Source organism: Streptomyces sp. GQ60 (assembly GCF_059758875.1).
This window is the reverse complement of record NZ_JCAXEG010000015.1, coordinates 145,721-170,226: the sequence shown is the minus strand read 5'-3', so window position 1 is coordinate 170,226 and position 24,506 is coordinate 145,721. Positions and strand designations below refer to the sequence as shown.

Genomic DNA, 24,506 nt, shown 5'->3' with positions numbered 1-24,506 from the left:
GATTTCTCCGATACGGCCCCTGATCTGCGACTTCGAAAAGTCGGGACGACAGGATTTGAACCTGCGACCCCTTGACCCCCAGTCAAGTGCGCTACCAAGCTGCGCCACGTCCCGATGTGCTTCTGATCTGGGGTTTCCCCCGTCTCGGCGGCACATGCAGAACATTACCCCACACCGGGGGGTGCGCATGCACCGGTTATCGGCGAGAAGGGGTGGAGGGGAGGATGGACGGGTGAACGCACGGGATCGGGACGGTGAGGGTCGGGCGCGGAACGCTCGGCCCAGGGACGGGCTGGGGCGGCCGCTGCCCTACGGGGCCCAAGGGGTGGAGCGGCAGCCCGAGGGAGTGGTGCGCTCGCCCGGCGAGACGGTGGCGCAGGCGCAGCGGCTGCTGGACGCCGGGATGCCGTTCCACGCGCACGAGGTGTTCGAGGACGCCTGGAAATCCGGACCCGCGGCCGAGGCACCGCTGTGGCGGGCGCTGGCGCAGCTGGCGGTCGGCCTGACGCACTCCGCGCGCGGGAACGCCGTCGGCGGGGCCCGGCTGCTGCGCCGCGGAGCCTCCGCCCTGGCCGGGCTGTACGCGGCCGGGGACGCGGCCGCCCCCGGGGCCGGGTCCCCGTACGGGATGGACATCGCCGGGCTGGTCCGGTGGGCCCGGGAGCTGGCGGCACGGGTGGAAGCCGGAGCTGCCGTCGAAGCGGCGGCCGAGGCCCCGCACCTCACGGGTGGACCCGGCTCGGCCTGAGCCCGGAGCGGCGGCGGACGGTCCGGCCCGGTCGCCCTCCGGGGCCGGAACACCGGCGTCTTCGGGTGGTCCCCGTCCCGCGCCCGGCCGGGGCTACGCCGGCTGGAGGAGGTCCCAGCGGTTTCCGTAGAGGTCCTGGAACACGGCGACCGAGCCGTACGCCTCGTGGCGCGGCTCCTCCAGGAAGCGGACGCCCTCGGCGGTCATCCGGGCGTGGTCGGCGGCGAAGTCGTCGGTGTAGAGGAAGAAGCCGACCCGGCCGCCCGTCTGGTCGCCCACGCGCGAGCGCTGGGCTTCGTCCTTGGCGCGGGCCAGGAGCAGGGCGGACTCCTTGGCGCCCGGCGGGCGGACCACGACCCAGCGGGAGCCGTCCGGGCGCGGGGTGTCCTCGGCGAGGTCGAAGCCGAGCGCGCGGGTGTAGAAGTCGATGGCCTCGTCGTAGTCGTGGACCACGAGGGCGGTGAGGGCGAGGTGGGAGGGCATGCCCTCATTGTGCGCCGAGGAGGACCACTTCCAGGGTGCGGGGGCCGTGCACGCCCTCCACCCGGTCGAGTTCGATGTCGCTGGTGGCGGAGGGGCCCGAGATCCAGGTCAGGGGGCGGGTGGGGTCCAGCAGCGGCAGCGCGCGGGGGACGGAGTCCACCACCTGGCCGGGGACGCGGACCACGCAGACGTGGTGGTCCGGGATCAGGGTGATCCGGCGCCGTCCCTGTCCCGGGCCGCCGTCGAGGACGATCGTGCCGGTCTCGGCGATGGCCAGGGCGCAGCCCGTCACCACGCTGTCCACCGCGTTCAGTTCGTGCGGCGTGGAGGCCGCGAGGTCGTGCATCCGGGTCGCGTCGACGGCCGCCATCCAGTACGGCGGCAGGCCGGGCGGTACGAGCACCGAGGAAGCGCCCCGCTCTGCGAGGAGGCGGGCCAGTAGCGCGGCGATGCCGTCCTCGTCGACCCGGTGGACCTTCGCGCGGTACTCCGTGAGGTTGGCGGCGAGCAGGTCCACGGTCTCGGCCGGGGTGCGGGCGCCGTGTACCGCGAGGTAGTCCCGGGGGATCTCGGTGTCCGGGCGCGGCTCGGGCAGGGCCCGGCGGATGCGGGCCAGGATCTGTTCCTTGGCGCTCACGGGCGCGCCTCCTTCTCGCGCGCCGCCCACCAGTCGCGGAACGAGCGCTCCGGGATCTCCGGCAGCTCCCGGCTGTCGGTCCAGGCCCGCCCGGGTCCCGGCAGCCGGCGCGGTCGCAGCCGGCGGGCGCGGGCGAGCAGCCGCTCCCCCGCACGCAGTGCGCCCGGGCGGTCGAGGAGGATCCGGGCGGCCCGCATGGCGGCCCGTTCCGCGGTGTGGCCGTCGGCGGGGCGGATCCGGACCCGGATGCCCTCGCGGGTCACCGGGCCGCCCTGGACCACGCGTTCGCGGAGGTGGACCAGTACCTCGGGGATGTCGATGGCGACCGGGCAGACCTCGTAGCAGGCCCCGCAGAGGGTGGAGGCGTAGGGCAGGGTGGCGTCGATCTCGCTCCCGGTGCCCCGGAGCTGGGGGCTGAGGATGGCGCCGATCGGGCCGGGGTAGACGGAGCCGTAGGCGTGGCCGCCGGCGCGCTCGTACACCGGGCAGACGTTGAGGCAGGCGGAGCAGCGGATGCACCGCAGGGCCTGGCGGCCCACCTCGTCGGCGAGGGTGTCGGTGCGGCCGTTGTCGAGGAGGACGAGGTGGAAGACGGAGGGGCCGTCGCCGTCGGCCCCTTTCGACGGCCCCAGGCCGGTCCACATGGTCGTGTACGGGTTCATCCGCTCGGCCGTCGAGGAACGCGGCAGCGTCTGGAGGAAGATCTCCAGGTCCCGGAAGGTCGGGACCACCTTCTCGATGCCGACGACGGAGATCAGGGTCTCGGGCAGTGTCAGGCACATCCGGCCGTTGCCCTCGGACTCGAAGACGACCAGGGTGCCGGTCTCGGCGACCATGAAGTTGGCGCCGGACACGGCGACTTTGGCGCGCAGGAACTTCTCGCGCAGGTGCAGCCGGGCCGCTTCGGCGAGCTCGCGCGGGTCGTCGCCCAGTCCCTCGGGGGCCGGACGGCCCCAGGCGCCCATCTCCGCGGCGAAGATGTCGCGGATCTCGCCGCGGTTGCGGTGGATGGCCGGGACCAGGATGTGGGAGGGCCGGTCGTGGCCGAGCTGGACGATGAGTTCGGCGAGGTCGGTCTCGTACGCGGCGATCCCGGCCGCCTCCAGGGCCTCGTTGAGGCCGATCTCCTGGGTGGCCATGGACTTGACCTTGACGACTTCCCGTTCCCCGGTGGCCCTGACCAGGTCCGTCACGATGCGGTTGGCCTCGTCGGCGTCGGCCGCCCAGTGGACGGTGCCGCCGGCGGCGGTGACGGAGGCCTCGAGTTGGAGCAGGTAGCGGTCGAGGTGCGCCAGCGTGTGGTCCTTGACCGCTTTGCCGGCCGCGCGCAGCCGGTCCCAGTCCTCCAGTTCGGCGACGGCCCGCGCCCGCTTGTCGCGGATGGTGTGCGTGGCGTGGCGGAGGTTGGCGCGCAGCACCTCGTCCCCCACGGCCTCGCGGGCCGCGTCGGGAAAGGGCGGCATGCCCAGGTACGTGCCCGTCATGTGAGGGGGTCCTCTTCCGTCGAGGCCAGGATCTCGGCGAGGTGCAGGGCCCGCAGCGGGGCGCCCTGGCGGCGCAGGATGCCGTCCAGGTGGGCGAGGCAGGAGTTGTCGGCCCCGCACAGCACCTCGGCGCCCGTGGACAGCGCGTGGGCGGTCTTGTCGGTGCCCATCGCGGCGGATACGTCGGGGTTCTTGACGGCGAAGGTCCCGCCGAAGCCGCAGCACTCCTCGGCGCCGGACAGTTCGCGCAGTTCCAGGCCGCGTACGGCGGCCAGCAGCCGCCGGGGCCGGTCTCCGAGTCCGAGGCCCCGCAGGCCGTGGCAGGAGGGGTGGTAGGTGACGGTGTGCGGGAAGTACGCGCCCACGTCCGTCACGCCGAGGACGTCGACGAGGAACTCGGTGAGCTCGTACACGCGCGGTACGAGGTCTTCGGCCAGCGCGGCCAGGGCCGGGCCCCGCCCCTCGGCCTCGGCGGCGCGCCCGATGCGCGGGTAGTGGGCGCGGACCATGGCGGCGCAGGAGCCCGAGGGGGTGACCACGTACGCGTGGCCGGCGAAGGCCTCGGCGGTGCGCCGGACCAGTGGTTCGGCCTCGCGCCGGTAGCCGGTGTTGTACTGCGGCTGCCCGCAGCAGCTCTGCGCCGCGGGGAAGTCCACGGTGACCCCGAGCCGCTCCAGGAGGCGGACGACGGCGATGCCCGTGCGCGGGTAGAGCGCGTCGTTGACGCAGGTGACGAACAGGGCGGCGCGCATGACGGGCAGAATAGCCCGGTGAAGAAGTTCTCAGTGATCGGCATAGGCGCGGGCGACCCGGACCACCTGACCCTCCAGGCGGTCAAGGCGATCGGCGCGGCGGACGCATTCCTCATCCTGGAGAAGGGCGAGGAGAAGGCGGATCTGACCGGGCTGCGGCGCGCGATGCTCGACGCGCACGCCCGCCCCGGACACCGGCTGGTGGAGGGCCGCGATCCCGACCGCGACCGGACGCCCTCCGACTACACCCCCACGGTGGACGGCTGGCGCAGCGCGCGGGCCGAGCTCTTCGAGCGGTTCATCGCCGAGGACCTGGCAGAGGGGGAGACCGGCGCGTTCCTCGTGTGGGGCGACCCCTCGCTCTACGACTCCACCCTCGCGATCCTCGACGAGGTGCTGGAGAAGGGCCGGGTCGCCTTCGAGCACGAGGTGGTGCCCGGCATCAGCAGCATCTCCTCGCTGCTGGCCCGCCACCGCACCAACCTCAACCGGGTGGGCCGTCCGGTCCAGATCACCACCGGGCGCCGGCTCGCGGAGGGCTGGCCGGCCGATGTGGACGACGTGGTGGTGATGCTGGACGCCCGGCACGCCTTCACGGCCCACCTCGACCAGGACCTGTACATCTACTGGGGTGCGTACGTGGGCACCCCCGACGAGATCCTGGTCTCGGGAAAGCTGGCGGAGGTCGCCGGCCGGATCGAGGAGCTGCGCACCGAGGCCCGTGCCCGCAAGGGCTGGATCATGGACACGTACCTGCTCCGGCGCGGCTAGGCCGCTGTGCCCGCCTGCCTTCGCTAGCGGAGGTAGGCGGGCAGTACCTCGGCGAGCCGTTCGTACTCCTCGGCCCGGTTGTAGATCTGCCCGCTCACCCGGATCCCGCCGCCGCCCGGCCAGGGCCAGATCAGGACCCGGATCCGCTGCTCGGCCGCGATCCGCTCGCGCAGTGCCTGGGCGGCGTCCGGGGTCTCGGCCATCCCGGGCGGCAGCCGCAGCGTTCGCAGGGCGAGGCCCTCGGTGTGCGGGAGCGCGGCGATCCCGGGGATCTCGCCGAGCAGGGTCGCGCCGTAGGCGGCCAGGGCGCTGTTGTGGGCCCGCACCTTGGCGGCGTCGAGCTCTTCCAGCAGGTCGAGCCCGTACGGGGCGGCGAGCCAGCCGGTGTAGTCGAAGGTGGCGCGGTTCTCCACGGAGCGCGGGAAGCCGTAGTGCGCCTCCCAGGAGGGCACCGGCGGCCGGACCCGGTCGCGGTGGTGCGCGGCGACGGACAGCAGCGCGGTTCCGGACGGGGCGTAGGCCCATTTGTGGAGGTTGCCGAACCAGAAGTCGGCGCCTCCGCCCAGCGGGTCGGGGATCATGCCGGGGGCGTGGGCGCCGTCCACGATGGTGGTGATGCCCCGCTCGGCGAGTTCGGCGAGCAGCCGGGGCGAGGCGATGAGCCGCGCGGTGGGCGAGCTGATGTGGTCGAGTACGGCGACCCGGGTCCGCGGGGTGACCCCGGCCAGCACGGTCTCCCGTACGGCGTCCTCGTCGGGGAGGTCGGTGCCCAGCGCCACGGTGGTGAGCGGGGCGCGCCGGGCGGCGGCCGCGACGACCGTGCCGTAGCCGTGGTCGGTGACCAGGATCTCGTCGCCGGCGGCGAACTCCACGGCGTCGAGGGCCACGTTGGCGGCCTCGGTGGCGTTCGACACGAAGGCGAGCCCGTCCGGGTCCGCGCCGAGCCGGGCGGCGATCCGGGTCCGGGCCTCGACGAGCCGGTCGGCGGCGCCGAGGAAGAAGGCGTCGGGGTCGGCGTGCGCCTGGACCCGGAGGGCGGCCTGCGCCTCTTGCACGGGCAGGGGCACCGCGCCGAAGGACCCGTGGTTCAGGTGGCTGACCTCGGGCGTGAGCCGGAACAGCTCCCGCCCGCCCGGGAATTCGGCGGGGCGGCGTACGGACCCGCCGCGTGAGGCGGCCGCGGCCTGCCCGGCGGCGTCTGCGGGGTCGACGCGGTCGGTGCGGTCGGTCGGCTCGGCGGGGTGCGTCACGTAGGGCCTCCGTGGGGTGCGGCTCGGCTGTCGGCCCGATCATGCCCCGCCGCCGACCGGAGCGACAGCCCCTCCTTCGGCCATCGACGCGCCCAGGTCCGCGAGCCAGGCCGTCCAGGTCGGCCATGACGGGCGGGTCCAGGAGGGCCGGGTCCACGTGGTGCGGAGCTGGTGGGGCACCCCCGAGGGGAGCAGGAGGCGCAGGAGGCCCTCGTGGTTCACGTGACCGCTCAAGCCGCCCCTACCACCAGCCCTTCAGGACGACGGCCGCGGTCGAGGAACATGTCCTGCGGCTGCGGCGGGAGCACGAATCGGACCGCTGCGGCTGGCCGCCCGCACCGGCATCGCGCCCTCGACCGCCCACCGGATCCTGATCCGGCACGGCCTGCCGCCACTCGCGGCCCAGGCCCCTGCGGACTCAGTTCCGGCCGCTGGTGGCCGCGTAGTACTGGAGGTCCTGGACCGCCACCGCGCGGTCCACCCGGTAGCGCAGCTCCACCCGGGCCCCGGCCCCGCCGTCGCGCACCACGGTCGCGGACCCGGCGCCCGGGCTCAGGGGCAGCAGCTCGGAGTGGATCCCGGCCGGGGCCGCGTGCGTGCCCCGCGCCGCCCCCACGGCCGTACGGATGCTCGCGGGCTCGGTCAGGAAGCTCAGCACCTCCACCGTGTCCCGGGCCGCGGCGCTGCCGCCCCGCAGCGACATCACGAGGGACTGCCCGCCGCTCGGGGCGGCGGCGGCGAACTGGGTGCGCGAGCTCAGGTACAGCGTGTCCCGGACGATCTTCGGCCAGCCGCCCGTCTTGAACCGGGTGAGGTAGTACGAGGAAAGGTCCAGGTAGGCGTGGCCGTTGTGCAGGGAGGGCGCGAACTGGCTGCCCTCGCTGTAGTCGTTCCAGGTGGTGAGCTGGACCCAGTCGGCCCCGTCCTCGATGGCACGGTTCCACGTGGCGCGCAGGGTCGCGGTGTTGCCCGCCTCGTCGTAGATGCCCTGGTTGGGCCGGGCGTCCTGGACCGATACGGGCTGCATCCAGATCTTGCCGGCGGCGTGGGCGCGCCGAACGTCGCGCGTGGAGCTCTCCTGGCCGACGTAGCTGCGGCTGCCCCACTCGGAGAATCCGTGGCTGATGGGCTCGAACTCGGCGCTGTGCGCGCCGAAGTCGAGGAAGAGCGGGACGAAGGCGGTGCGGATGCCGTGCCGGGACCTCAGGTCGTCGATGACCCGGGTCCACCAGGCGACGCTCTTCTCCTCCGCCTTGAACGGCGAGACGACCAGCCGCCCGTCGGGGAGCCGGTGGGCGGACGGGGCCCTGCCGAGGTCCGCGAGGAGGTCGGCGAGCACGCGCGGGTCGTCGGTGCCGAGGGAGGTCATGTCCGGCATCAGCATGACCTTGAAGGCCGGGTCCACCGAACGGGCGGCGTCCATCAGGAGCTTGCAGCGTTCGAGGTTCTTCCCGGAGAGGGAGAGCAGGTCGAGGGTGAATCCGTCGATGCCGGCGGCGCGGGCGGTGCGGACCTCCTGCTGGAGGTTGGCGAGTTCCCAGTCCCCGGCCTTGGGCGCGACGGGCGGCGGCCGGTCGCGCAGCAGGCCGCCGTAGCGCCGGTGCTTGCCGTTCTCGCCGTCGGGCTTCAGGTAGTTGCGGGTGTAGTAGTCGGCGTCGGCGCTCGCGTTGTCGAGGGAGAGCGGGTACGGGGTGAAGTAGTGGGCGAAGACCAGCTTCTTGCCGGCGGCTCCGGAGCGCAGGGCGGCCGGCTGGGGCAGGTCGAACGGCAGGGCTCCGGTGGGGCGGGCCGCTCCGTCCGTACCGGACCCCTGGGTCTTCGGGTCGGAGGCCTTCCCGTCCGGGCTCTGCGGGGCGGTGGTGGCCGGGCCGGTGGCGGCGGGGCCGGCGGCGACGGGCGCGGGGCTGTCGCCCGGGCTGCCGGGCGGGAGGCCGACCGGGCCCGGTGCCGAGGGGGCCCGCGCGCCGGCGACGGTGCGGGGTTCCCAGGCGATCCCCGTCGCGGCGCAGACGCCCACCAGGAGGAAGGCGGCCAGGAGGAGGCTCAGTAGGGGTCTTCGACGCCGGAAGCCCGCACGGTGCCGGTGCGACGCGGGTCTCGCGCCCCGCCCTGCCCGACGCCGGTCCGCACTCATCCTGGCCCCTCCCCCGCATATGCCCGCGCCATGCCCGCAGCTCGGGCCGCACAGCAGCAGTACAGCGGATTCCGGGCCCCCGGACAACCGTTCCCCGGGGGGCGGGACGGGGGCGGCGGGGCTACCGGAGCCCCGCCCGCGACGGGCGCTCGGCCGACGGACTCCGTGGCCTGCGCCTCCCCCTGAGCCCCATCGGGATACGGGCTGCGCCCGCACCTGCTTCCAGAGGCGATACCGATTGGACAAAGGCATGTGACCTGTACAACTGCTGCGATCACCGGGCGCCCCGGGCATTTCACCGGAATGGGGAATTCCCCTGGCCTTCCGACGAAAGTGGCGCATAATCATCTTCATGCGGCTTGAAACAACCCTCTTGCCGCGGATGGTCACGCATGTTGGGGGGCATCGTGCCGATGAGGGATTCCAGAGGCGCCGGTACGTTCCCGGCGACCTCCGCAGAGCTGTCCCGTCTCTTCACCGCCGTGCGGCGGGGCAAGGTGCTGACCGTCACCGGACGGTTCCGCGAGCCCCGGAGCCTGTTGGTGCGGGAGATCGGGCAACGGCTCGCGTCCAATTTCTACGACGGCGTGGCCGTGGTGTCCATGGACCAGCGGTTCGGGGTGCACGACCTGACCGCCGCGCTGGGCTGCGTACCGGGCATGCCCTTCCTGCCGTGCGGGACGTCGAACGCGGCGTCGTGGCTGGCCGAGCGCGACATGCTGCTCGTCCTCGACGGCTGCGAGCATCTCGCGTCCGAAGCCCTGGACTGGCTGCGCGAGCTGCTCGCCGTGGCCCCCGGGCTGCGGATCCTGGCCGCCGGGCGCGACCCGCTGGCCTTCGCACCGGAACACGTGCACCCGCTCTGACCGGGCGCGGAAACGGGTCCGCCCCGGTCGGCGACTGCCGACCGGGGCGACCCGTGCAAGCGGTGGGCCTCAGCCCTGCGGGACATCAGCCCCGGCGGACCTCAGCCCCGGCGACTTCAGCCGAGGATCGCGAGCGCCGCGTTCAGCGTCGCGGACGGCCGCATGATGGCCGAGGCCTTGGCGGCGTCGGGCCGGTAGTAGCCGCCGATCTCCGCCGGGGCGCCCTGGACGGCGATGAGCTCGCCGACGATCTTCTCCTCGGACTCGGCCAGCGTCTTGGCGAGCGGGTCGAACGCCGCGGCCAGCTTCGGGTCCTCGGTCTGGCGCGACAGCTCCTGCGCCCAGTACAGCGCGAGGTAGAAGTGGCTGCCGCGGTTGTCGATGCCACCGAGCTTGCGGCTCGGCGACTTGTCCTCGTTGAGGAAGGTGCCCGTCGCCCGGTCCAGGGTGTCGGCCAGCACCTGGGCGCGGGCGTTGCCGGTGGTGGTGGCGAGGTGCTCGAAGGAGACGGCCAGCGCGAGGAACTCACCGAGGGAGTCCCAGCGCAGGTAGTTCTCCTTGACGAGCTGCTGGACGTGCTTCGGGGCGGAGCCGCCGGCGCCGGTCTCGAAGAGGCCGCCGCCGTTCATCAGCGGGACGACCGAGAGCATCTTGGCGCTGGTGCCCAGCTCCAGGATCGGGAACAGGTCGGTCAGGTAGTCGCGCAGCACGTTGCCGGTCACCGAGATGGTGTCCTCGCCGCGGCGGATGCGCTCCAAGGAGTACGCGGTGGCCTCGACCGGCGACAGGATCTTGATGGTCAGACCGTCGGTGTCGTGGTCACCCAGGTACGTCTTGACCTTGGCGATCAGCTGCGCGTCGTGCGCACGGCCCTCGTCGAGCCAGAAGACGGCCGGGACGCCGGTGGCGCGGGCGCGGGTGACGGCGAGCTTGACCCAGTCCTGGATCGGCGCGTCCTTGGTCTGGCAGGCGCGGAAGATGTCGCCGGCGGCGACCTCCTGCTCCAGGACCGTGGCACCCGAGGCGTCGACGACGCGGACGGTGCCGGCGGCGGCCAGCTCGAAGGTCTTGTCGTGGCTGCCGTACTCCTCGGCCTTCTGGGCCATGAGGCCGACGTTCGGCACCGAGCCCATCGTGGACGGGTTGTACGCGCCGTGCGCGCGGCAGTCGTCGATGACGACCTGGTAGACACCGGCGTAGCTGCTGTCCGGGAGGACCGCGAGGGTGTCGGCCTCGGCGCCGTCCGGGCCCCACATGTGGCCGGAGGTGCGGATCATGGCCGGCATCGAGGCGTCGACGATGACGTCGGACGGAACGTGCAGGTTGGTGATGCCCTTGTCGGAGTCGACCATCGCGAGGGCCGGGCCCTCGGCGATCTCGGCGTCGAAGGAGGCCTTGATCGCGTCGGCCTCGGGCAGGGCGCCCAGGCCGTTCAGGATGGTGCCGAGGCCGTCGTTCGGGGACAGGCCGGCGGCCGCCAGGGTCTCGCCGTAGCGGGCGAAGGTCTTCGGGAAGAAGGCGCGGACCACGTGGCCGAAGATGATCGGGTCGGAGACCTTCATCATCGTGGCCTTGAGGTGCACGGAGAACAGGACGTCCTCGGCCTTGGCGCGCTCGATCTGGTCGTTCAGGAAGGTGCGCAGCGCGTCGACGTGCAGGACGGACGCGTCCACGACCTCGCCCGCGAGGACCGGTACGGAGTCGCGCAACACCGTGACGGCGCCGTCGGCGTCGACGTGCTCGATGCGCAGCGTGCCGGCCTCGGCGATCACGGCGGACTTCTCGGTGGAGCGGAAGTCGTTCTCGCCCATGGTGGCGACGTTCGTCTTCGACTCGGCGGTCCAGGCGCCCATGCGGTGCGGGTGCGCCTTGGCGTAGTTCTTGACCGAGGCGGGGGCGCGGCGGTCGGAGTTGCCCTCGCGCAGGACCGGGTTGACGGCGCTGCCCTTGATCTTGTCGTAACGGGCGCGGTTCTCGCGCTCCTCGTCGCTCTTCGGGTCGTCCGGGTAGTCCGGAAGCGCGTAGCCCTGGCCCTGGAGCTCGGCGACCGCGGCCTTGAGCTGCGGGATCGACGCCGAGACGTTGGGCAGCTTGATGATGTTCGCGCCCGGGGTCTTCGCCAGTTCACCGAGCTCGGCGAGGGCGTCCGCGATCCGCTGGCCCTCTTCCAGGTACTCGGGGAAGCTGGCGATGATGCGACCTGCCAGGGAGATGTCACGGGTCTCGACATTCACACCGGCCGTCGACGCGTACGCCTGGATGACAGGCAGGAACGAATACGTCGCGAGGGCCGGGGCCTCGTCAGTGTGCGTGTAGATGATGGTCGAGTCAGTCACCGGATGCTCCGCTCCACAGTCTGCGTCTCTCGTCTGCAACATTGCTCGACATCAAGATATCTCGTGATCGGGCTGGTCTGGACAGCCCCCGGGGGCAACCCCGTGCGAGACGCGCGTCACGCTCGCCGGCCCGGGCCGCCCGTGCCGCCCGGAAACGGCGAAAGCGCCGCCACCGGCTGCTTTCAGCCAGGGCGACGCTCAGGCGCTACCGGTTACGGACCCGCTCAGGCGTGGACGGCCTTCGGGCTCGGGCCGTACTGGTTCGGGTTCGGCTGACCCTCGGAGGCCCAGAAGACGATCAGCACGATCCAGCCGAGGATCGGGATGAGGTAGAGCAGCAGCCACCAGCCGGACTTGTCGGTGTCGTGCAGCCGGCGGGCGGCGACACCCAGCATCGGCAGGAGGACCGCGAGGGAGTACAGGCCGGAGACGATGCCGCCCGCACCCAGCACGCTGTCGAGGATCCCGACGACGATCGAGACCGCGAAGTTGATCAGCACGAACATCCAGAACTCCTGGCGGCGCGCGCGGCCGGAGAACACGACGTACTTCTTCAGAACGTCAAGGTAATAGTTCATGGGTCCCCCCAGAGGACGGTCCGTCGGCCCGTCCTGATGGAGCAAGCCGGGGCAGAACTTATGCCCCGCTTACGTCGCGGTCAAGCCACTTCACTGGGCAGCAAAATGGTTACTTTTCAGCACTCGGCGGCCTAAACACATGGGTACCGACGACAACTTGAGCCCCATCGATGCCAAATATTCACCGAACGTGACGAAATGAACTGACGGAAGTCTTACGGCAGGCGTGGGAGACCCCGCCCGCCGCCCGGATTCCGTAGCGTCCCGGCCATGCGCGTACTCGTCACCGGCGGATCCGGGTTCATCGGCTCCCACATCGTTACCACTCTGCGCCTTCGCGGCCACGACCCCCTCGTCCTGGACCTCGTCCCCCCGCCGGACGGCGGCGAGTTCGTACGGGCCGACGTCCGCGACCCCGAAGCCGTGCGCACCGCCCTGCGCGGGGTGGACTCCGTCTGCCACCAGGCCGCGATGGTCGGCCTCGGCAAGGACTTCGCGGACGCCCCCGCGTACGTCTCCCACAACGACCTCGGCACGGCGGTGCTGCTGGCCGCGATGGCCGACGGCGGGGTCCGGGACCTGGTCCTCGCCGGCTCGATGGTGGTCTACGGGGAGGGCCGGTACGAGTGCCCGCGCCACGGCGTGGTCCGCCCGGGTCCGCGGCGCGCCGCGGACCTGGCCGCCGGCCGCTTCGAACCGCGCTGCCCCGACTGCGACTCGGAGCTGGCGCCGGGGCTGGTCGCGGAGGACGCGCCGACGGATCCGCGCAACGTGTACGCGACCACGAAGCTGGCCCAGGAGCACCTGGCGGCCTCCTGGGCACGGTGCGCGGACGGGCGGGCGGTGTCGTTGCGCTACCACAACGTGTACGGCCCGGGGATGCCGCGCGACACCCCGTACGCGGGGGTGGCTTCCTTCTTCCGCTCCTCGCTGGCGCGCGGCGAGGCCCCGCAGGTGTACGAGGACGGCGGCCAGCGGCGGGACTTCGTCCACGTGACGGACGTCGCGGAGGCCAACGCCCTGGCCCTGGAGGCCTCGACGCCGCTCGGCGCGTGCACCGCGTACAACACCGGCAGCGGAACCCCGCACACCGTGGGCGAGATGGCCACCGCCCTGGCCACGGCCCACGGCGGCCCCGCCCCCGTCGTCACCGGCGAGTTCCGCCTGGGCGACGTCCGCCACATCACGGCCGACTCCCACCGCCTCCGCACGGACCTGGGCTGGCACCCCGACGTCGACTTCGCGAAGGGCATGACGGACTTCGCGCACGCCTGAAGCAGCCCCGGCGGCGTCGTGAGGCACGGGGGTCCGGGGCAGCGCCCCGGGCCCCTGGCCGGCCCGGCCTCAGGCCGACAGCGGCAGGGTCACCTCGAAGCGGCACCCGCCGGGAACGTTCCGCACCGCCGCCCGCCCCGCGTGCGCCTCCACGATGCCCCGTACGATCGCCAGCCCCAGCCCCGCCCCGGCCGGAGGCGCCGGCACCGACGCCGCCCCCGCCGGAGGCGTCCGCGCCGGGGTGCCCCGCCACCCCGTGTCGAAGACCCGCGGCAGGTCCTCGGCCGGGATCCCGCCGCAGCCGTCCGTCACGGAGACCACCACCGCGCCCCCGCCCGCCCGGACGGAGGCCGCGATCGCCACCGTGCCGTCCGCCGGCGTGTGCCGGATCGCGTTGATCAGCAGGTTGGCCAGGACCCGCGTCATCTCCTTGCCGTCCACCTCCACCGGCACCCGGTCCACCGCTCCGCCGTCGAGCCGCACCCCGCGCTCCCGCGCCAGCGGGTGCACCCCGGACAGCGCGTCGCCGACCAGGTCGTACACGGACATCCGGCTCGGGCTCAGCGCCAGCGCCCCCGCATGGATGCGGGACAGTTCGAAGAGGTCCCCGACCATGGAGTTCAGCCGGTCCACCTCGGTGCGGATCTGCCGGTGGTACCGCGCCGGATCCTCCGCCATGCCGTCCTCCAGCGCTTCGGACATCGCCCGTAGCCCCGCCAGCGGCGTCCGCAGATCGTGTGAGATCCAGGCCACCAGCTCGCGCCGCGAGGTCTCCAACGCCCGCTCCCGCTCCCGGGATACCGCCAGCTTCTCGCTCGTCGCCGCCAACTCCCTCGACAGGGAGGCCAGTTCGGCGGTCGCCAGTCCGGGTGGCGCCGCGAAGCTGCCGCCGTCGCCGAACTCCCGCGCGGCACGAGACAGTTCCCGGCTCCTGGCCACCACCCACCGGCCCAGCAGCAGCGCCACGGCCAGTGAGACCACCGCCGCCATCGCCACGACCAGGGTGACCACCCCGAGGTCGTGCCGGGAGAGGAACATCGCCTGGGCCACGGCGAGCGTTCCGGCCAGCATGGCGGTGACCGTCACGGCGGCGATCACCGCCAGGGACACCGCCACCGACCGGTGCCGCACCAGCCTCAGCACGACCGCGCCGAGCGCCCCCGCGCACACCGCCCCGCCGAACGCGAACAGCGCGATGAGCAGTATGTCCTTCATGCCGCCGCCACCTCGCCCGCTTCGAAGCGGTAGCCGACGCCCCACACCGTCTGGATCAGCTTCGGGCGCCCCGGGTCCTCCTCGACCTTCGCGCGCAGGCGGCGTACGTGCACCGTCACCGTCGACAGGTCCCCGAAGTCCCAGCCCCACACCTCGCGCATCAGCTCCTCCCGCCCGTGTGCCTGCCCGGGATGCCGGAGGAAGTGGGCGAGCAGGTCGAACTCACGGACCGTGAGCGCCAGTTCGCGCCCGTCCTTGGCGGCCCGGTGGGTGGCCGGATCGAGCGTGATCCCGGCCCCCGTGAGCCGGGGCTCCGCCGCGCCCGCCCCCGTGGCGGCCGCGGCCCCGGCAGCGGCCGCGCGCCGCAGCACGGAGGTGACCCGCAGGACCAGCTCGCGCGGGCTGAACGGTTTCGTGACGTAGTCGTCGGCGCCCAGCTCCAGCCCCGCGATCCGGTCGTCCTCGTCGCCCCGCGCGGTCAGCATGATCACGGGCACCGGGCTCGTCGCACGGAGCCTGCGGCACACCTCCAGCCCGTCCAGACCCGGCAGCATGAGGTCCAGTACGACCAGGTCCGGCCGGATCAGCCCGGCGCGGGTGAGGGCCGCCGGGCCGTCGGCGACGCTCTCCACCGTGTAGCCGGCCCGCCTCAGGTAGCCGGTGACGACCTCCGACACCGTCGGGTCGTCGTCGACGACCAGGATCCGCGCGGGCGCCGGTTCCGCACCGCCGCCCGCGCCCGGGCCCGCGCCACCGCTGCTGCTCACGCCGTCACCGCTCATACCGGCCAGCTTCCCACCCACGGGCGCCCGCCCCGGCCCCGGACCGCGTCCGTGGGGGCGACGTCCGCGTTTCGTAAGAAGTCCACGGCCCTTTTGCGAGGCCCCGGTTCCTACGGTGAAACCGTGAGCGAAACCGTGACGGTAGACGTCGTACTCCCCTGTCTGAACGAAGCCGAGGCCCTGCCCTGGGTCCTCGCGCGCATCCCGGCCGGCTGGCGGGCCCTGGTCGTGGACAACGGTTCCACCGACGGCTCCGCCGAGCTCGCGCGGACGCTTGGCGCGACCGTGGTCACCGAGTCCCGGCGCGGCTTCGGCGCCGCCTGCCATGCCGGGCTGCTCGCCGCGGAGGCGGAGGTCGTCTGCTTCTGCGACTGCGACGCCTCGATGGACCCCGGGCTGCTGTCCGGCTTGGTGGCGTCCGTCGCCGCGGGCGAGGCCGATATGGTGCTCGGCCGACGCCGTCCGCAGGGCCGCGGCGCCTGGCCCGCGCACGCCCGGGCCGGGAACCTGGCGCTGGCCCGGCTGCTGCGCCGGCGGACCGGGCTGCGGCTGCGCGATCTGGGACCGATGCGGGCCGCGCGGCGGGAGGCCCTGCTCGCGCTGGGCCTGTCGGACCGGCGCTCCGGCTACCCGCTGCAGATGGTGGTCCGGGCCGCGGACGCGGGCTGGCGGATCCGGGAGGTGGACGTGCCCTACCTGCCGCGCTCGGGGAAGTCGAAGGTGACGGGCACCTGGCGGGGCACCTGGCAGGCGGTGCGCGACATGAGCCGGGTGCTGGCCCAGCCGCCCGGCGATCAGCCGCCCGGCGATCAGCCGCCCGGCGATCAGGCGGCCGGCCGGGCCGGTGCGGACGCACCCTCCGGCGGTGCGCGATGAGCCCGACCACGCTGCTGGTGATCGCGAAGGAGCCGGTCCCGGGGCGGGTCAAGACCCGGCTCACCCCGCCCTTCACCCCGGCCGAGGCCGCCGCACTGGCCGAGGCCGCGCTCGCCGACACCCTCGCCGCCGTGGCCGCGGCACCCGCCCGGCGCCGGGTCCTGGTCCTGGAGGGCCGGCCCGGCCCGTGGCTGCCGCCCGGCTTCGAAGTGGTCCCGCAGTGCGCCGGGAGCCTGGACCTGCGGCTCGCCGCCGCGTTCGCGGCCTGCACCGGGCCGGCGCTGCTGATCGGCATGGACACCCCGCAGGTCACGCCGGAGCTGCTGGACGTCGACTGGTCGGCGTACGGGGCCTGGTTCGGGCCCGCCGTCGACGGCGGGTTCTGGGCGCTCGGACTGGCCGTTCCGGACCCGGCGCTGCTGCGCGGCGTACCGATGTCCGTCCCCGAGACGGGTGCGGTCCAGTACGAACGGCTGCGCGCGGCCGGGCTGCGCACCGGCCGGCTCCCCCTCCTGCGTGACGTCGACACCGCCGAGGACGCCCGCCTGGTCGCCGCCGGCGCCCCGGCGGGCGCCTTCGCCGCGCGCCTGGCGGGCATCAGCCGGCCGGTCCTGCGATGACCACGCTCACCTCGGGCGGGGCCCGGGCCGCCGGCCCGGTCACCGCCTGGTCGGCCGATCCGTACACGGTGGCCCTGCGCCGCGGCCGGGGGCCGCTCTACCTGCGGCGGGGCGACGGATGGCTGCTCCCCCTGGACGTGGAGCGCTGGTGCGAGGCTCCGGACGGCGCCGACCGGACGGTGCTGGGCCGCTGCCGGGGCGCCGTCCTCGACATCGGCTGCGGCCCCGGCCGGCTGGTGGCCGCGCTCGCTGCCCGGGGGCACCGGGCCCTGGGCATCGACGTCAGCCCGGAGGCCGTGGCCCGGACCGCCCGCGCGGGCGGCACGGCCCTGCACCGGTCGGTCTTCGACTCCCTTCCGGCGGAAGGCCGTTGGGACACGGCGCTGCTCATCGACGGGAACATCGGCATCGGCGGGGACCCCGCCGCGCTCCTGCGCCGGACGGCCGAGGTGCTCGCGGTGACCGGCTCGCTGATCGTGGAGTGCGCGCAGGCGGAGGCCGGGGCCGACGTGGACGAGCGCTGCGAGGTCCGGGTCGCCGACGGCAGCGGCGGCCTCGGGTCGCCGTTCCCCTGGGCCCGCGTCGGCCCGGCTGCCCTGGCCCGGCACGCGGCGGCCGCGGACTGGGCCCCGGCCGGCCACTGGACCGCGGCGGGCCGGTCCTTCACGGTACTGACGCGCGGGGCCGCGGCCCCGTAGCCGGGGGCGGCGGCCGCGCCCCCGGCTACGGGACGCCGTCAGTGCAGGCCGCCGTACGCGGCCATGACGATCTCCGTGCCGCGGTTGTCCTCCTGCCGGTCCCGGTCGGCCATCTGGTTCATGACGTAGGCCACCGTCATCCGCGCGTCGGGATCGCTCACGACGAGCGAGCCGCCCCAGCCGCCCCAGCCGAAGGTGTTGCCGAACTTCCCGAAGCCCGCCGTCCAGGACATCGGCGTCCCCAGAACGCGGTCCTCACCGCCGAACACCTCCTGCCACGCGGGCTCGCACCCGCGGGGGGACAGCAGGCGGACACCACCGGAGGCTCCCCGGTTCGCCAGTACCGACTGGACCAGGGCGACGGAGCGGGCGTTGCCGAAGCCGTTCACCGCGGGGATCTGCGCACGGCGCCAGGCCGGGGAGTTGACGTCCCTGACCCGGACGGCGACGCCCCCGCTCTCCCGGCGCGCGCCGTCCGGTCCGGACGGCGCGCGGGCGGCGTACGCGTCGGTCGATGGCGGCGGCGCGATGAGCGGTGCGACGCGGTGATCGTGCTCCGCGGAGAGCCCGATGTGGAAGTCCGCGCCCAGCGGCCCGGCCACCTCCTCCGCGAAGAACTCGCCGAGAGTGCGGCCGGTGACGCGGTGGACGATCTCCCCGACGAGGAACCCGAAGGTGAGCGCGTGATAGCCGGCGGCCGTTCCCGGTTCCCACGCGGGCGCCTGCGCGGCCAGCCCCGCCGTCACGCCCTCCCAGTCGTAGAGCTCCTCGACCGCCTTCAGCCCGGCCGGATCCGGCAGCCCGGCGGTGTGCGCCAGCACGTGCCGTACCAGCACGCCCTCCTTGCCCGCCGCGGCGAACTCGGGCCAGTAGGCGGCGACCGGCGCGGACAGGTCGAGCCGGCCCCGGTCGGCCAGGATCAGCGCGCACAGGGCCGTCATGTTCTTGGTCGTCGAGTTCACGCCGGTGAGGGTGTCGCGCTCCCACCGCACGGAACGGCCCGCGTCGGCGTACCCGCCCCAGAGGTCGACCACCGGCTCGCCGTCGACGTAGACGGCCGCCGAGGCACCCACGTCCCCGTTGGCCAGCAACCCGGCGAGTGCCTCGTGGACCGCGCCGAACCGCGGCTCGCAATATCCCTTAATGTCGTTCATGGACGTAAGCCTCGGGCAACGCCACGGCTTGCCGCCCGACAGTTCCCGCACGGGATGTGTCGGGTGGGCACGGAAGGACGGACAGCGTGCTGGAGCGGCTGAACCAGGCGTTGGAGCAGCTGGAGTCCCGCCTCGACCAGGACATCGACATGGCCGAGGTGGCCAGGACCGCCGCGGTGTCGGAGTACCACTTCCGGCGGCTGTTCTCCGCGCTCGCCGGGATGCCGCTCCCGGTCTACGTACGGCGCCGGCGGATGACGCTCGCCGGTGCGGAGGTGCTGGCCGGCGAGCTGACGCTGCTCGATGTCGCGGTGCGGTACGGGTACGGCTCCGGCGAGGCGTTCGCCAGGGCGTTCCGGTCGGTGCACGGCATCGGGCCGGGCGAGGCGCGGCGCACGGGCGCGGTGCTCACGGCGCAGCCCCGCATGTCCTTCCGTGTCGTCGTCGAGGGAAGTACGTCCATGCGGTACCGGATCGTGGAGAAGGAATCCTTCCGCGTCGTCGGCAGGACGGCCCGGGTCCCGCTCGTGCACGAGGGGCTCAACGCGGCTGCCACCGCCCACGTGGCGAGCCTGGACGAACAGGCGGTCGTACGGATGAAGGAGCTGGCCGGGCGGGAGCCGGAGGGCGTCTTCTCGGCGGTGGTGCACCTGACCGACAGCCGGGAGGAGGGCGCCGAGGTGGACTACTGGGTCGGCGTGGCGGCCGGCCCCGAGACGGCCGTCGAGGAACTCGACGCCCTCGACGTGCCGGCCGGGACCTGGGCGGTCTTCGACAACCACGGGCCCTATCCGGGCTCCCTCCAGGAGCTGTGGCGAGACGTGTTCACCCAGTGGTTCCCCTCGAACCCGTACGTGAGCCGGCCGGGTCCGGAGCTCCTGTTGACGCGGCCGGTGGAGATCGGCGCGGAGACCGGCTCCCAGCTGTGGGTCCCGGTCGAGCGGGGCGGCGGGAGCGCCGGCTGAGTCACTCGTCGCCGCGCGTCACGGTGCCTTCCGAAGAAGGGTGCCGTGAGCGCCGCCACCGCTCCACGACCGCCGCCGTCCCGGCGGCCACCGCCACCGCGGCGAGCACCAGGGCCAGGTTCCGCGCGTACGGCAGCGGCAGGGCCGACGGGTTCGGCGGCGTCCCCGGTCGCAGCAGCAGGGGCAGGGTGACCAGTACGAGCGCGCCCGCCGTCAGCAGGGCTCCCCGTACGAGGCCCCGCGCGGGCACGGCGGCGACCGCGAGGCCGGCCGCCAGGACGAGGGGCGCGATGATCCCGTCGTGCAGGACGACGGCCCCGCCCATCCACACCAGTACGTCGAGGGGGTCGGGCAGGTCCGCCAGCAGCCGGCCGCCGATGGCGATCAGCAGCAGCCCGGCGCCGCCGAGGAGCAGGCGCACGCTCTTCACAGCACCTCCAGCAGGGTGACCCATTTGGTCTGCAGGACTCCGGGCCGGTTCGGCGCGATGACGCGCGCCGGGTAGCCGTGGTCGGCGGTGAGGACCTGGCCGTTCAGTTCCAGCGCGAGCAGGGTCAGCGGGTCCCCGGCGTAGTCCCGGCCCATCTCCATCACCCGGTAGGCGCCGCCCGTTTCCAGCGAGGTGACCCTCAGGCCGGCCCCGGCCGGGGCGCCGGCCCGCGCCATCAGGTCGCGGATCCGGACGCCGCTCCAGCGCGCTTCCACGCTCCAGCCCTCCACGCACGCGATCGGCAGCCTCGCCCGCGCCCGCGGCATAGCCCGGAGTTGATCGAGCGTCAGGGTGTAGGGGACGGGGCCCCGCACCTCCAGCCGCCATTCCCGTACCGCCCGCTCGGTGACCCCGGCGGCCGCGGCCGTGCGGTTGACCGGGAGCCCCTGCGGTCCGTGGTCGGGGTGCCGGGGCGCGAGCAGGTCGAGCCGCTTCAGCGGGGTGAAGGACTGTCCGACGGTGGTGAGGGTGACGGCTCCGACGGCCGCGCCGACACCGAGCATCAGGGAGCGCCGGTCCGGGCCGTCCTGGACGGGCAGTTGCAGCGTTCCGGGTGACCGACGGCTCCAATGGGCTTGGATTTCCGGTGCCTTGACGGCGAGGTGCAGGAGCAGCGAACCGGTCACCACCCAGGCGAGCGCGAAGTGCGTCTGGATGAAGCCGAACGGCCACGGATACCACTCGGCGATGTTGAGGAGCCCGGTGAAGACCTGGAGGACGGCCGAGGCCACGAGCACCGCCACCGACAGCCGTTCCAGGCCGTGCCGGACACCGCGCACCGGGGGCCGGACGAACAGTCTCGGGTAGACCGTCCACAGTTTCGCCAGCAGCAGCACGATCGCCGCGAGGCCGGTGGCGATGTGCAGGCCCTGGCTGAGCCGGTAGCCCCAGACCGGGCGGCCGGGTAGCGAATCCGCGGCCCAGCCGGGCGGGTGCTGGAGGTAGTGGCTGATCAGGCCGGTCAGGAAGCAGACCGCGAAGGCCGCGCCGAGCCAGCGGCCGATGGCGGTGGCGGTGCGGGCGTCGTGCAGCCGGCCGCTGAAGGAGGGCGGCCGGAACGGGAAGCGGCGGGCGGGCTCCGGCGAACCGGGAGGCGGGGGCGGGGGTGGGGGCGGAGGCAGGGACGGGGGCGGAGGTGGAGGTGGAGGCGGCGCGGACGGCGGTGCGGGCGGGGGCGCGGGCGGAGTCATGCCCTCCATGAGAGCGCCCCCGGGCCCCGCACGGGCGGCCCGACACCTTACGAATCGCGGACGCCGGGCCGGGTCGCCCGCCCGGCGACGCCCCGCGCTGCCAGGCTGGCCCGTATGGACCACCCCCGCGCCCGGACCCTCCTCACCGTGCTGCTGCTCGCCGCGCTGACCGCCGTTCTCGTGCCCGCCGTCCGCGAGGAGGGCTACTTCGCCGACCCCGCGCGGCTCACCTGGTGGTACGCGGCCGCCTGGGCACTGTTCGGCGCGGCCGCCTGGTCGCTGCGGCGGGTGCCGGAGCGGTACGTGGTCCCGCTCGTGCTGGCGGGTGCGCTGGCCGTCTGCACTGCGGGACTCTCCGGGCCACCGCTGACCAGCACCGATTCCTTCCGCTACGCCTGGGACGGGCGGGTGCAGGCCGCCGGGATCTCCCCGTACGACCACGCCCCGGCCGATCCTGCGCTGCGCGCCCTGCGCGACGACTGGCTGTTCCCCCGCGGCGGGGCCGCCTGCGCCGGGCCCGACCGGGTGGCCATCGAGCCGGGGGTGTGCACCCGCATCAACCGGCCCACCGTGCACACCGTCTACCCGCCCGTCGCGGAGGGCTGGTTCGGGCTGGTCCACGCCCTGTCCCCGCCGGACGTGCGGCACAAGGCCCTGCAGACCGCGGGGGCCCTGTCGGCGCTCGCCGTCACCGGGGCGCTGCTGCTGATCCAGCGCCGGCGGGGCGCGCGCCTGCGTACCGCCGTGTACTGGGCCTGGTGTCCGGCGGTGGCGGTGGAGGCGGTGAACAACGCGCACGTCGACGTGCTCGCCGTGCTCCTGTCGGTGGCGGCGCTGGGGGTGGTGGTGCGCCGACGCCCGCTCGGCGGCGCCCTGTTCGGGCTGGCGATCGCCGCGAAGCTGCTGCCCGCCGTGCTGCTGCCGGGCGCGCTGGCCGGCGTACGGCGGTGGCGGGACGCGGCGGCGGTGCTGCTGCCCGCGGCCGCGGTCGTGGGCCTGGCGTACCTGCCGTACGTGCTGGTCTCGCGCGCCTCGGTCTTCGGCTACCTGGGCGGCTACGCCGAGGAGGAGGGGTACGAGGACCCGGGCGCGGGTAACCGCTACGCGCTGCTGCGCCTGGTGCTTCCGGACTCCTGGTCGGTGCCCGCGGTCGCGGTCGGGATGCTGGCGGTGACGGCGTACGTCTGGCGGCGCGGCGATCCGCAACAGCCGTGGAGTGCCGGACTGTTGGTGACGGGAACGGCGTTCCTGCTGATGACCCCGGGGTACTCCTGGTACGCGCTGCTGCTGATCGCGCTGGTGGCGCTGGACGGCCGCGCCGAGTGGCTGGGGGTGGCGCTCGCGGGGGCGGCGGCGTACGTCTCGGTGCGCGCGCTGGGCGGGGCGACGATCCCGGTGGCGTACGGGCTGGCGGGGGCGGCCGTGCTCGTGGGGTGGGTGCTGCGGCGGCGGGCGGCGGCCCGGGAAGGGAGGGGAGTTCGCCCCGGACCGCCGCCTCGCGCTCCTCGGAGCGGTCAGCCGATGTGGAAGGGGTCCCCGTAGACCTTCCAGCTCAGGGGGGTGTTGAGGTTGAGGTTGCCCTTCTTGAGCCACACCCGCTGGGCCGTGTCGACGCGGCTGGTGTCGCTGTGCGCCTCCTCCTGCTTCATCGCCCAGACCCGGGCGTCGAGGAAGGCGTGCAGCCAGGCGGTCTCGTTGCCGCCCTGGGCCGGGGGCTTGGCCTTGGCGAGGGCGCGCTTGCGGATGTTGCGGAAGCTGGTGGAGTCGGTGCCGTCGCCGTGCATGACGATGGCGTCGTAGTAGATGAACTGGCCGAGGACGCCGACTCCGTCGGACTTGCCCCGGCTCACGGACGGGTTGAAGTAGACGCGGTCGCGCTCGCGGTTCTGGGCCTTCTTGAAGTCGGAGTCGGCGGCCGCCTTCACCCAGTCCCTGGTGAAGTGGGGGTCGAGGCCGGCGTGTGAATCGCTGCCGTCGACCTTCCGCAGGGCGGGGAGGTACTTGGCGAGCACGTTGCCCGGCTTGATCTGCGTGTAGTACTCGACCAGTTCGAGCATGTCGTGGGTGCCGGAACAGAAGCCGATGATGCCGGCCGTGTAGCCGCGGCCGTCGCCTATGTCCTCGATGTACTTGTACTGGGCCTTCCAGTCCAGCGAGGAGTTCTCCGCACTGGAGACGATCTGCATGGCGATGTCCTTCTTCGCCGGGTCGTCGAGGCCGACGGCGGCGGCCGACGGCCGCGCGGAGGCCGGTGTCGCGGTGGGGGCGGCCACGGTCGCGTGGGCGGTGACGGGCGCGGCGAGAAGGGCGGCGCCGAGCAGGGTACTTACGGCCAGTCGCTTGCGGTGGGGGGTGAACACGTTGCCTCCATGAGGGAGTTGATGCTCGGGCGACTTCGTTAGGAAACTTTACTACCAGAAGTCCCGCCACCTCAAGGCCCCGTCGAGACGGCCGGGCTGCGGATCCACCCGCGCCGGTCCGACGCCGCCGACGCCCTGCCGGCCGCCCCCGCCCGGGATCGACGCGGCGGTCCTCTCCCCCGGGCACCACCCCGGCGTCGCCATCCCCGCCACCCCCGCCGCCCTCAGGCTCGTCGGGCCGGCACACCGGCCGCCGAAGTGCCCGCCCTCGCCCTGGAAGAGGGAGCCCGGCTGCTCACGGAGGCGGCAGGAACGACGGGCGGCGCCGGAGCCGGCCGTACCGACCCCGTGCTCGGCGGCGGCTCCGCGCCGCACGGGTTCCGCGTGGGCGCCGGTGGCCGGGGACTTCCGGTACCCGGCGAGGCCGACGGCGAACTGTTGCGCTGCTTCAGCGAGTTGATGGACGCGCGGGCCGAAATCACCGCCAGCCGGGCCTTCTTCCGGCCCCGGGCCGCCGCCTGGGAGGAGCGGTTCGCCTATCAGACCCGGCCTGCGAGGCCGCCGTCGCCCGGATGCGGCTGCGCCCCGGGCAGTGTGCGCCGGCCCTGGTCGGAGCCGGCGGCACGGTGATTCGCGTCGACCTCACGCACGCCAGGCTCGCGGCCGCCGCCCGCGCGGGCCACGGCGGCCCGGCGCGACTGCTGCCCACCGACTCGGGCGGCTCCCGCTGCCGGGCCGGCGCCGTCCGCGGCATCTTCGCCGCCGGGCTGCCGGACCACTTGCCGCGTCCCGTAGCGGCCCTGCGGGAGGGGGCCCGTGTCACCGCCCCCGGCGGTGAACTG

The 24,506-nt window shown here is 73.9% G+C and carries 25 protein-coding genes, 1 tRNA gene and 1 pseudogene; 11 read left to right on the top strand and 16 right to left on the bottom strand.

Features of this window, described 5'->3' with window-relative positions:
• Positions 1–40: 40 nt before the first annotated feature.
• A tRNA-Pro gene (locus AC6CKD_RS29875) sits at positions 41–114 on the bottom strand.
• 118 nt (positions 115–232) lie between these two features.
• Here AC6CKD_RS29875 and AC6CKD_RS29870 point away from each other — a divergent pair.
• Positions 233–748, top strand: coding sequence for a DUF309 domain-containing protein (locus AC6CKD_RS29870; RefSeq protein WP_498331547.1), 516 nt, complete (start codon positions 233–235; stop codon positions 746–748).
• Positions 749–841: 93 nt separating this feature from the next.
• On the opposite strand, the gene AC6CKD_RS29865 is transcribed toward AC6CKD_RS29870, so the two are convergent.
• The 4 genes from AC6CKD_RS29865 to AC6CKD_RS29850 are packed head-to-tail and all read right to left on the bottom strand — an operon-like array spanning position 842 to position 4,104.
• Entirely contained in the window at positions 842–1,231 is a 390-nt protein-coding gene (locus AC6CKD_RS29865) for a VOC family protein (RefSeq protein ID WP_478684199.1), read from the bottom strand.
• A gap of 4 nt (positions 1,232–1,235) precedes the next feature.
• Positions 1,236–1,868 (bottom strand): LutC/YkgG family protein, encoded by a 633-nt coding sequence (locus AC6CKD_RS29860; protein ID WP_498331545.1) that lies wholly within the window; start codon positions 1,866–1,868, stop codon positions 1,236–1,238.
• Positions 1,865–3,352: a lactate utilization protein B gene (locus tag AC6CKD_RS29855; protein WP_498331543.1), complete on the bottom strand. Its 1,488-nt coding sequence runs from the start codon at positions 3,350–3,352 to the stop codon at positions 1,865–1,867. The genes AC6CKD_RS29860 and AC6CKD_RS29855 overlap by 4 nt, the downstream gene beginning before the upstream one ends.
• Positions 3,349–4,104, bottom strand: a complete 756-nt coding sequence (locus AC6CKD_RS29850) for a (Fe-S)-binding protein (protein ID WP_498331541.1) — start codon at positions 4,102–4,104, stop codon at positions 3,349–3,351. Before AC6CKD_RS29850 ends, AC6CKD_RS29855 begins: the two co-directional genes overlap by 4 nt.
• Positions 4,105–4,122: 18 nt before the next feature.
• Between AC6CKD_RS29850 and cobF the strand changes: the two genes are divergently transcribed.
• Positions 4,123–4,875, top strand: a complete 753-nt coding sequence (gene cobF / locus AC6CKD_RS29845; RefSeq protein WP_478684195.1) for a precorrin-6A synthase (deacetylating) — start codon at positions 4,123–4,125, stop codon at positions 4,873–4,875.
• 23 nt (positions 4,876–4,898) lie between these two features.
• On the opposite strand, the gene AC6CKD_RS29840 is transcribed toward cobF, so the two are convergent.
• Positions 4,899–6,125 (bottom strand): aminotransferase class V-fold PLP-dependent enzyme, encoded by a 1,227-nt coding sequence (locus AC6CKD_RS29840; protein ID WP_498331540.1) that lies wholly within the window; start codon positions 6,123–6,125, stop codon positions 4,899–4,901.
• Between the two features lie 39 nt (positions 6,126–6,164).
• Entirely contained in the window at positions 6,165–6,359 is a 195-nt protein-coding gene (locus AC6CKD_RS29835; RefSeq protein WP_498331538.1) for a hypothetical protein, read from the bottom strand.
• Between AC6CKD_RS29835 and AC6CKD_RS29830 the strand changes: the two are divergent.
• Positions 6,332–6,535 (top strand): annotated as a pseudogene (locus AC6CKD_RS29830) (IS481 family transposase); the annotation flags it as partial. The gene AC6CKD_RS29835 and the pseudogene AC6CKD_RS29830 overlap by 28 nt on opposite strands.
• 8 nt (positions 6,536–6,543) lie before the next feature.
• Here AC6CKD_RS29830 and AC6CKD_RS29825 read toward each other — a convergent pair.
• Positions 6,544–8,142, bottom strand: a complete 1,599-nt coding sequence (locus AC6CKD_RS29825) for a glycoside hydrolase family 71 protein (RefSeq protein ID WP_498331536.1) — start codon at positions 8,140–8,142, stop codon at positions 6,544–6,546.
• Between the two features lie 530 nt (positions 8,143–8,672).
• On the opposite strand from AC6CKD_RS29825, the gene AC6CKD_RS29820 reads away from it, so the two are divergent.
• On the top strand, positions 8,673–9,125 hold the full coding sequence (locus AC6CKD_RS29820; RefSeq protein WP_498331534.1) for a hypothetical protein: 453 nt from the start codon (positions 8,673–8,675) through the stop codon (positions 9,123–9,125).
• A gap of 116 nt (positions 9,126–9,241) precedes the next feature.
• Here the strand turns inward: AC6CKD_RS29820 and AC6CKD_RS29815 are convergent, their stop codons facing one another.
• Positions 9,242–11,461, bottom strand: a complete 2,220-nt coding sequence (locus tag AC6CKD_RS29815; protein ID WP_498331532.1) for an NADP-dependent isocitrate dehydrogenase — start codon at positions 11,459–11,461, stop codon at positions 9,242–9,244.
• A gap of 224 nt (positions 11,462–11,685) precedes the next feature.
• Positions 11,686–12,039 carry a DUF805 domain-containing protein gene (locus AC6CKD_RS29810; protein ID WP_498331531.1) on the bottom strand — a complete coding sequence of 118 codons (354 nt, stop codon included), beginning with the start codon at positions 12,037–12,039 and terminating at the stop codon, positions 11,686–11,688.
• Between the two features lie 270 nt (positions 12,040–12,309).
• Between AC6CKD_RS29810 and AC6CKD_RS29805 the strand changes: the two genes are divergently transcribed.
• Positions 12,310–13,314, top strand: a complete 1,005-nt coding sequence (locus AC6CKD_RS29805) for an NAD-dependent epimerase/dehydratase family protein (protein ID WP_498331530.1) — start codon at positions 12,310–12,312, stop codon at positions 13,312–13,314.
• Positions 13,315–13,383: 69 nt separating this feature from the next.
• Here the strand turns inward: AC6CKD_RS29805 and AC6CKD_RS29800 are convergent, their stop codons facing one another.
• Both AC6CKD_RS29800 and AC6CKD_RS29795 read right to left on the bottom strand, forming a co-directional pair.
• Complete coding sequence (locus tag AC6CKD_RS29800; RefSeq protein WP_498331529.1) at positions 13,384–14,529, bottom strand: sensor histidine kinase; 1,146 nt, start codon at positions 14,527–14,529, stop codon at positions 13,384–13,386.
• Complete coding sequence (locus tag AC6CKD_RS29795; protein WP_498331586.1) at positions 14,526–15,233, bottom strand: response regulator; 708 nt, start codon at positions 15,231–15,233, stop codon at positions 14,526–14,528. Before AC6CKD_RS29795 ends, AC6CKD_RS29800 begins: the two co-directional genes overlap by 4 nt.
• Before the next feature lie 201 nt (positions 15,234–15,434).
• Here AC6CKD_RS29795 and AC6CKD_RS29790 point away from each other — a divergent pair, with 201 nt between their 5' ends.
• From AC6CKD_RS29790 to AC6CKD_RS29780, 3 genes are read left to right on the top strand one after another with little or no spacing between them, the layout of a single operon-like run.
• Entirely contained in the window at positions 15,435–16,187 is a 753-nt protein-coding gene (locus tag AC6CKD_RS29790; RefSeq protein ID WP_498331528.1) for a glycosyltransferase family 2 protein, read from the top strand.
• On the top strand, positions 16,184–16,807 hold the full coding sequence (locus tag AC6CKD_RS29785; protein WP_498331526.1) for a TIGR04282 family arsenosugar biosynthesis glycosyltransferase: 624 nt from the start codon (positions 16,184–16,186) through the stop codon (positions 16,805–16,807). The genes AC6CKD_RS29790 and AC6CKD_RS29785 overlap by 4 nt, the downstream gene beginning before the upstream one ends.
• A complete protein-coding gene (locus AC6CKD_RS29780; protein ID WP_498331525.1) occupies positions 16,804–17,505 on the top strand; it encodes a class I SAM-dependent methyltransferase in 702 nt (233 codons plus the stop codon). The genes AC6CKD_RS29785 and AC6CKD_RS29780 overlap by 4 nt, the downstream gene beginning before the upstream one ends.
• A gap of 38 nt (positions 17,506–17,543) precedes the next feature.
• Here the strand turns inward: AC6CKD_RS29780 and AC6CKD_RS29775 are convergent, their stop codons facing one another.
• Positions 17,544–18,659 carry a serine hydrolase domain-containing protein gene (locus AC6CKD_RS29775; RefSeq protein ID WP_498331524.1) on the bottom strand — a complete coding sequence of 372 codons (1,116 nt, stop codon included), beginning with the start codon at positions 18,657–18,659 and terminating at the stop codon, positions 17,544–17,546.
• 86 nt (positions 18,660–18,745) lie between these two features.
• Between AC6CKD_RS29775 and AC6CKD_RS29770 the strand changes: the two genes are divergently transcribed.
• Entirely contained in the window at positions 18,746–19,624 is an 879-nt protein-coding gene (locus tag AC6CKD_RS29770) for an AraC family transcriptional regulator (protein WP_498331523.1), read from the top strand.
• A 1-nt stretch (position 19,625) separates the two neighbouring features.
• Here the strand turns inward: AC6CKD_RS29770 and AC6CKD_RS29765 are convergent, their stop codons facing one another.
• Positions 19,626–20,054 (bottom strand): hypothetical protein, encoded by a 429-nt coding sequence (locus AC6CKD_RS29765; protein ID WP_498331521.1) that lies wholly within the window; start codon positions 20,052–20,054, stop codon positions 19,626–19,628.
• On the bottom strand, positions 20,051–21,304 hold the full coding sequence (locus AC6CKD_RS29760) for a molybdopterin-dependent oxidoreductase (RefSeq protein WP_498331518.1): 1,254 nt from the start codon (positions 21,302–21,304) through the stop codon (positions 20,051–20,053). The genes AC6CKD_RS29765 and AC6CKD_RS29760 overlap by 4 nt, the downstream gene beginning before the upstream one ends.
• Before the next feature lie 114 nt (positions 21,305–21,418).
• On the opposite strand from AC6CKD_RS29760, the gene AC6CKD_RS29755 reads away from it, so the two are divergent.
• A complete protein-coding gene (locus AC6CKD_RS29755) occupies positions 21,419–22,846 on the top strand; it encodes a glycosyltransferase family 87 protein (protein ID WP_498331514.1) in 1,428 nt (475 codons plus the stop codon).
• Here the strand turns inward: AC6CKD_RS29755 and AC6CKD_RS29750 are convergent.
• The gene (locus AC6CKD_RS29750) at positions 22,819–23,664 is read right to left on the bottom strand and encodes a chitosanase (protein WP_498331513.1); all 846 of its coding nucleotides are present in this window, start codon (positions 23,662–23,664) and stop codon (positions 22,819–22,821) included. The two genes, AC6CKD_RS29755 and AC6CKD_RS29750, sit on opposite strands and share 28 nt — an antisense overlap.
• A gap of 258 nt (positions 23,665–23,922) precedes the next feature.
• Here AC6CKD_RS29750 and AC6CKD_RS29745 point away from each other — a divergent pair, with 258 nt between their 5' ends.
• Positions 23,923–24,294 carry a hypothetical protein gene (locus tag AC6CKD_RS29745; protein ID WP_498331511.1) on the top strand — a complete coding sequence of 124 codons (372 nt, stop codon included), beginning with the start codon at positions 23,923–23,925 and terminating at the stop codon, positions 24,292–24,294.
• Positions 24,295–24,506: the final 212 nt, after the last annotated feature.

Coding starts and splice junctions, on each gene's coding strand:
- AC6CKD_RS29780 (WP_498331525.1), top strand. CDS start 16,804: ATGACCACGCTCACCTCGGGCGGGGCCCGGGCCGCCGGCCCGGTCACC.
- AC6CKD_RS29785 (WP_498331526.1), top strand. CDS start 16,184: ATGAGCCCGACCACGCTGCTGGTGATCGCGAAGGAGCCGGTCCCGGGG.
- AC6CKD_RS29850 (WP_498331541.1), bottom strand. CDS start 4,104: ATGCGCGCCGCCCTGTTCGTCACCTGCGTCAACGACGCGCTCTACCCG.
- AC6CKD_RS29855 (WP_498331543.1), bottom strand. CDS start 3,352: ATGACGGGCACGTACCTGGGCATGCCGCCCTTTCCCGACGCGGCCCGC.
- AC6CKD_RS29810 (WP_498331531.1), bottom strand. CDS start 12,039: ATGAACTATTACCTTGACGTTCTGAAGAAGTACGTCGTGTTCTCCGGC.
- AC6CKD_RS29820 (WP_498331534.1), top strand. CDS start 8,673: ATGAGGGATTCCAGAGGCGCCGGTACGTTCCCGGCGACCTCCGCAGAG.
- AC6CKD_RS29865 (WP_478684199.1), bottom strand. CDS start 1,231: ATGCCCTCCCACCTCGCCCTCACCGCCCTCGTGGTCCACGACTACGAC.
- AC6CKD_RS29775 (WP_498331524.1), bottom strand. CDS start 18,659: ATGAACGACATTAAGGGATATTGCGAGCCGCGGTTCGGCGCGGTCCAC.
- AC6CKD_RS29755 (WP_498331514.1), top strand. CDS start 21,419: ATGGACCACCCCCGCGCCCGGACCCTCCTCACCGTGCTGCTGCTCGCC.
- AC6CKD_RS29760 (WP_498331518.1), bottom strand. CDS start 21,304: ATGACTCCGCCCGCGCCCCCGCCCGCACCGCCGTCCGCGCCGCCTCCA.
- AC6CKD_RS29800 (WP_498331529.1), bottom strand. CDS start 14,529: ATGAAGGACATACTGCTCATCGCGCTGTTCGCGTTCGGCGGGGCGGTG.
- AC6CKD_RS29805 (WP_498331530.1), top strand. CDS start 12,310: ATGCGCGTACTCGTCACCGGCGGATCCGGGTTCATCGGCTCCCACATC.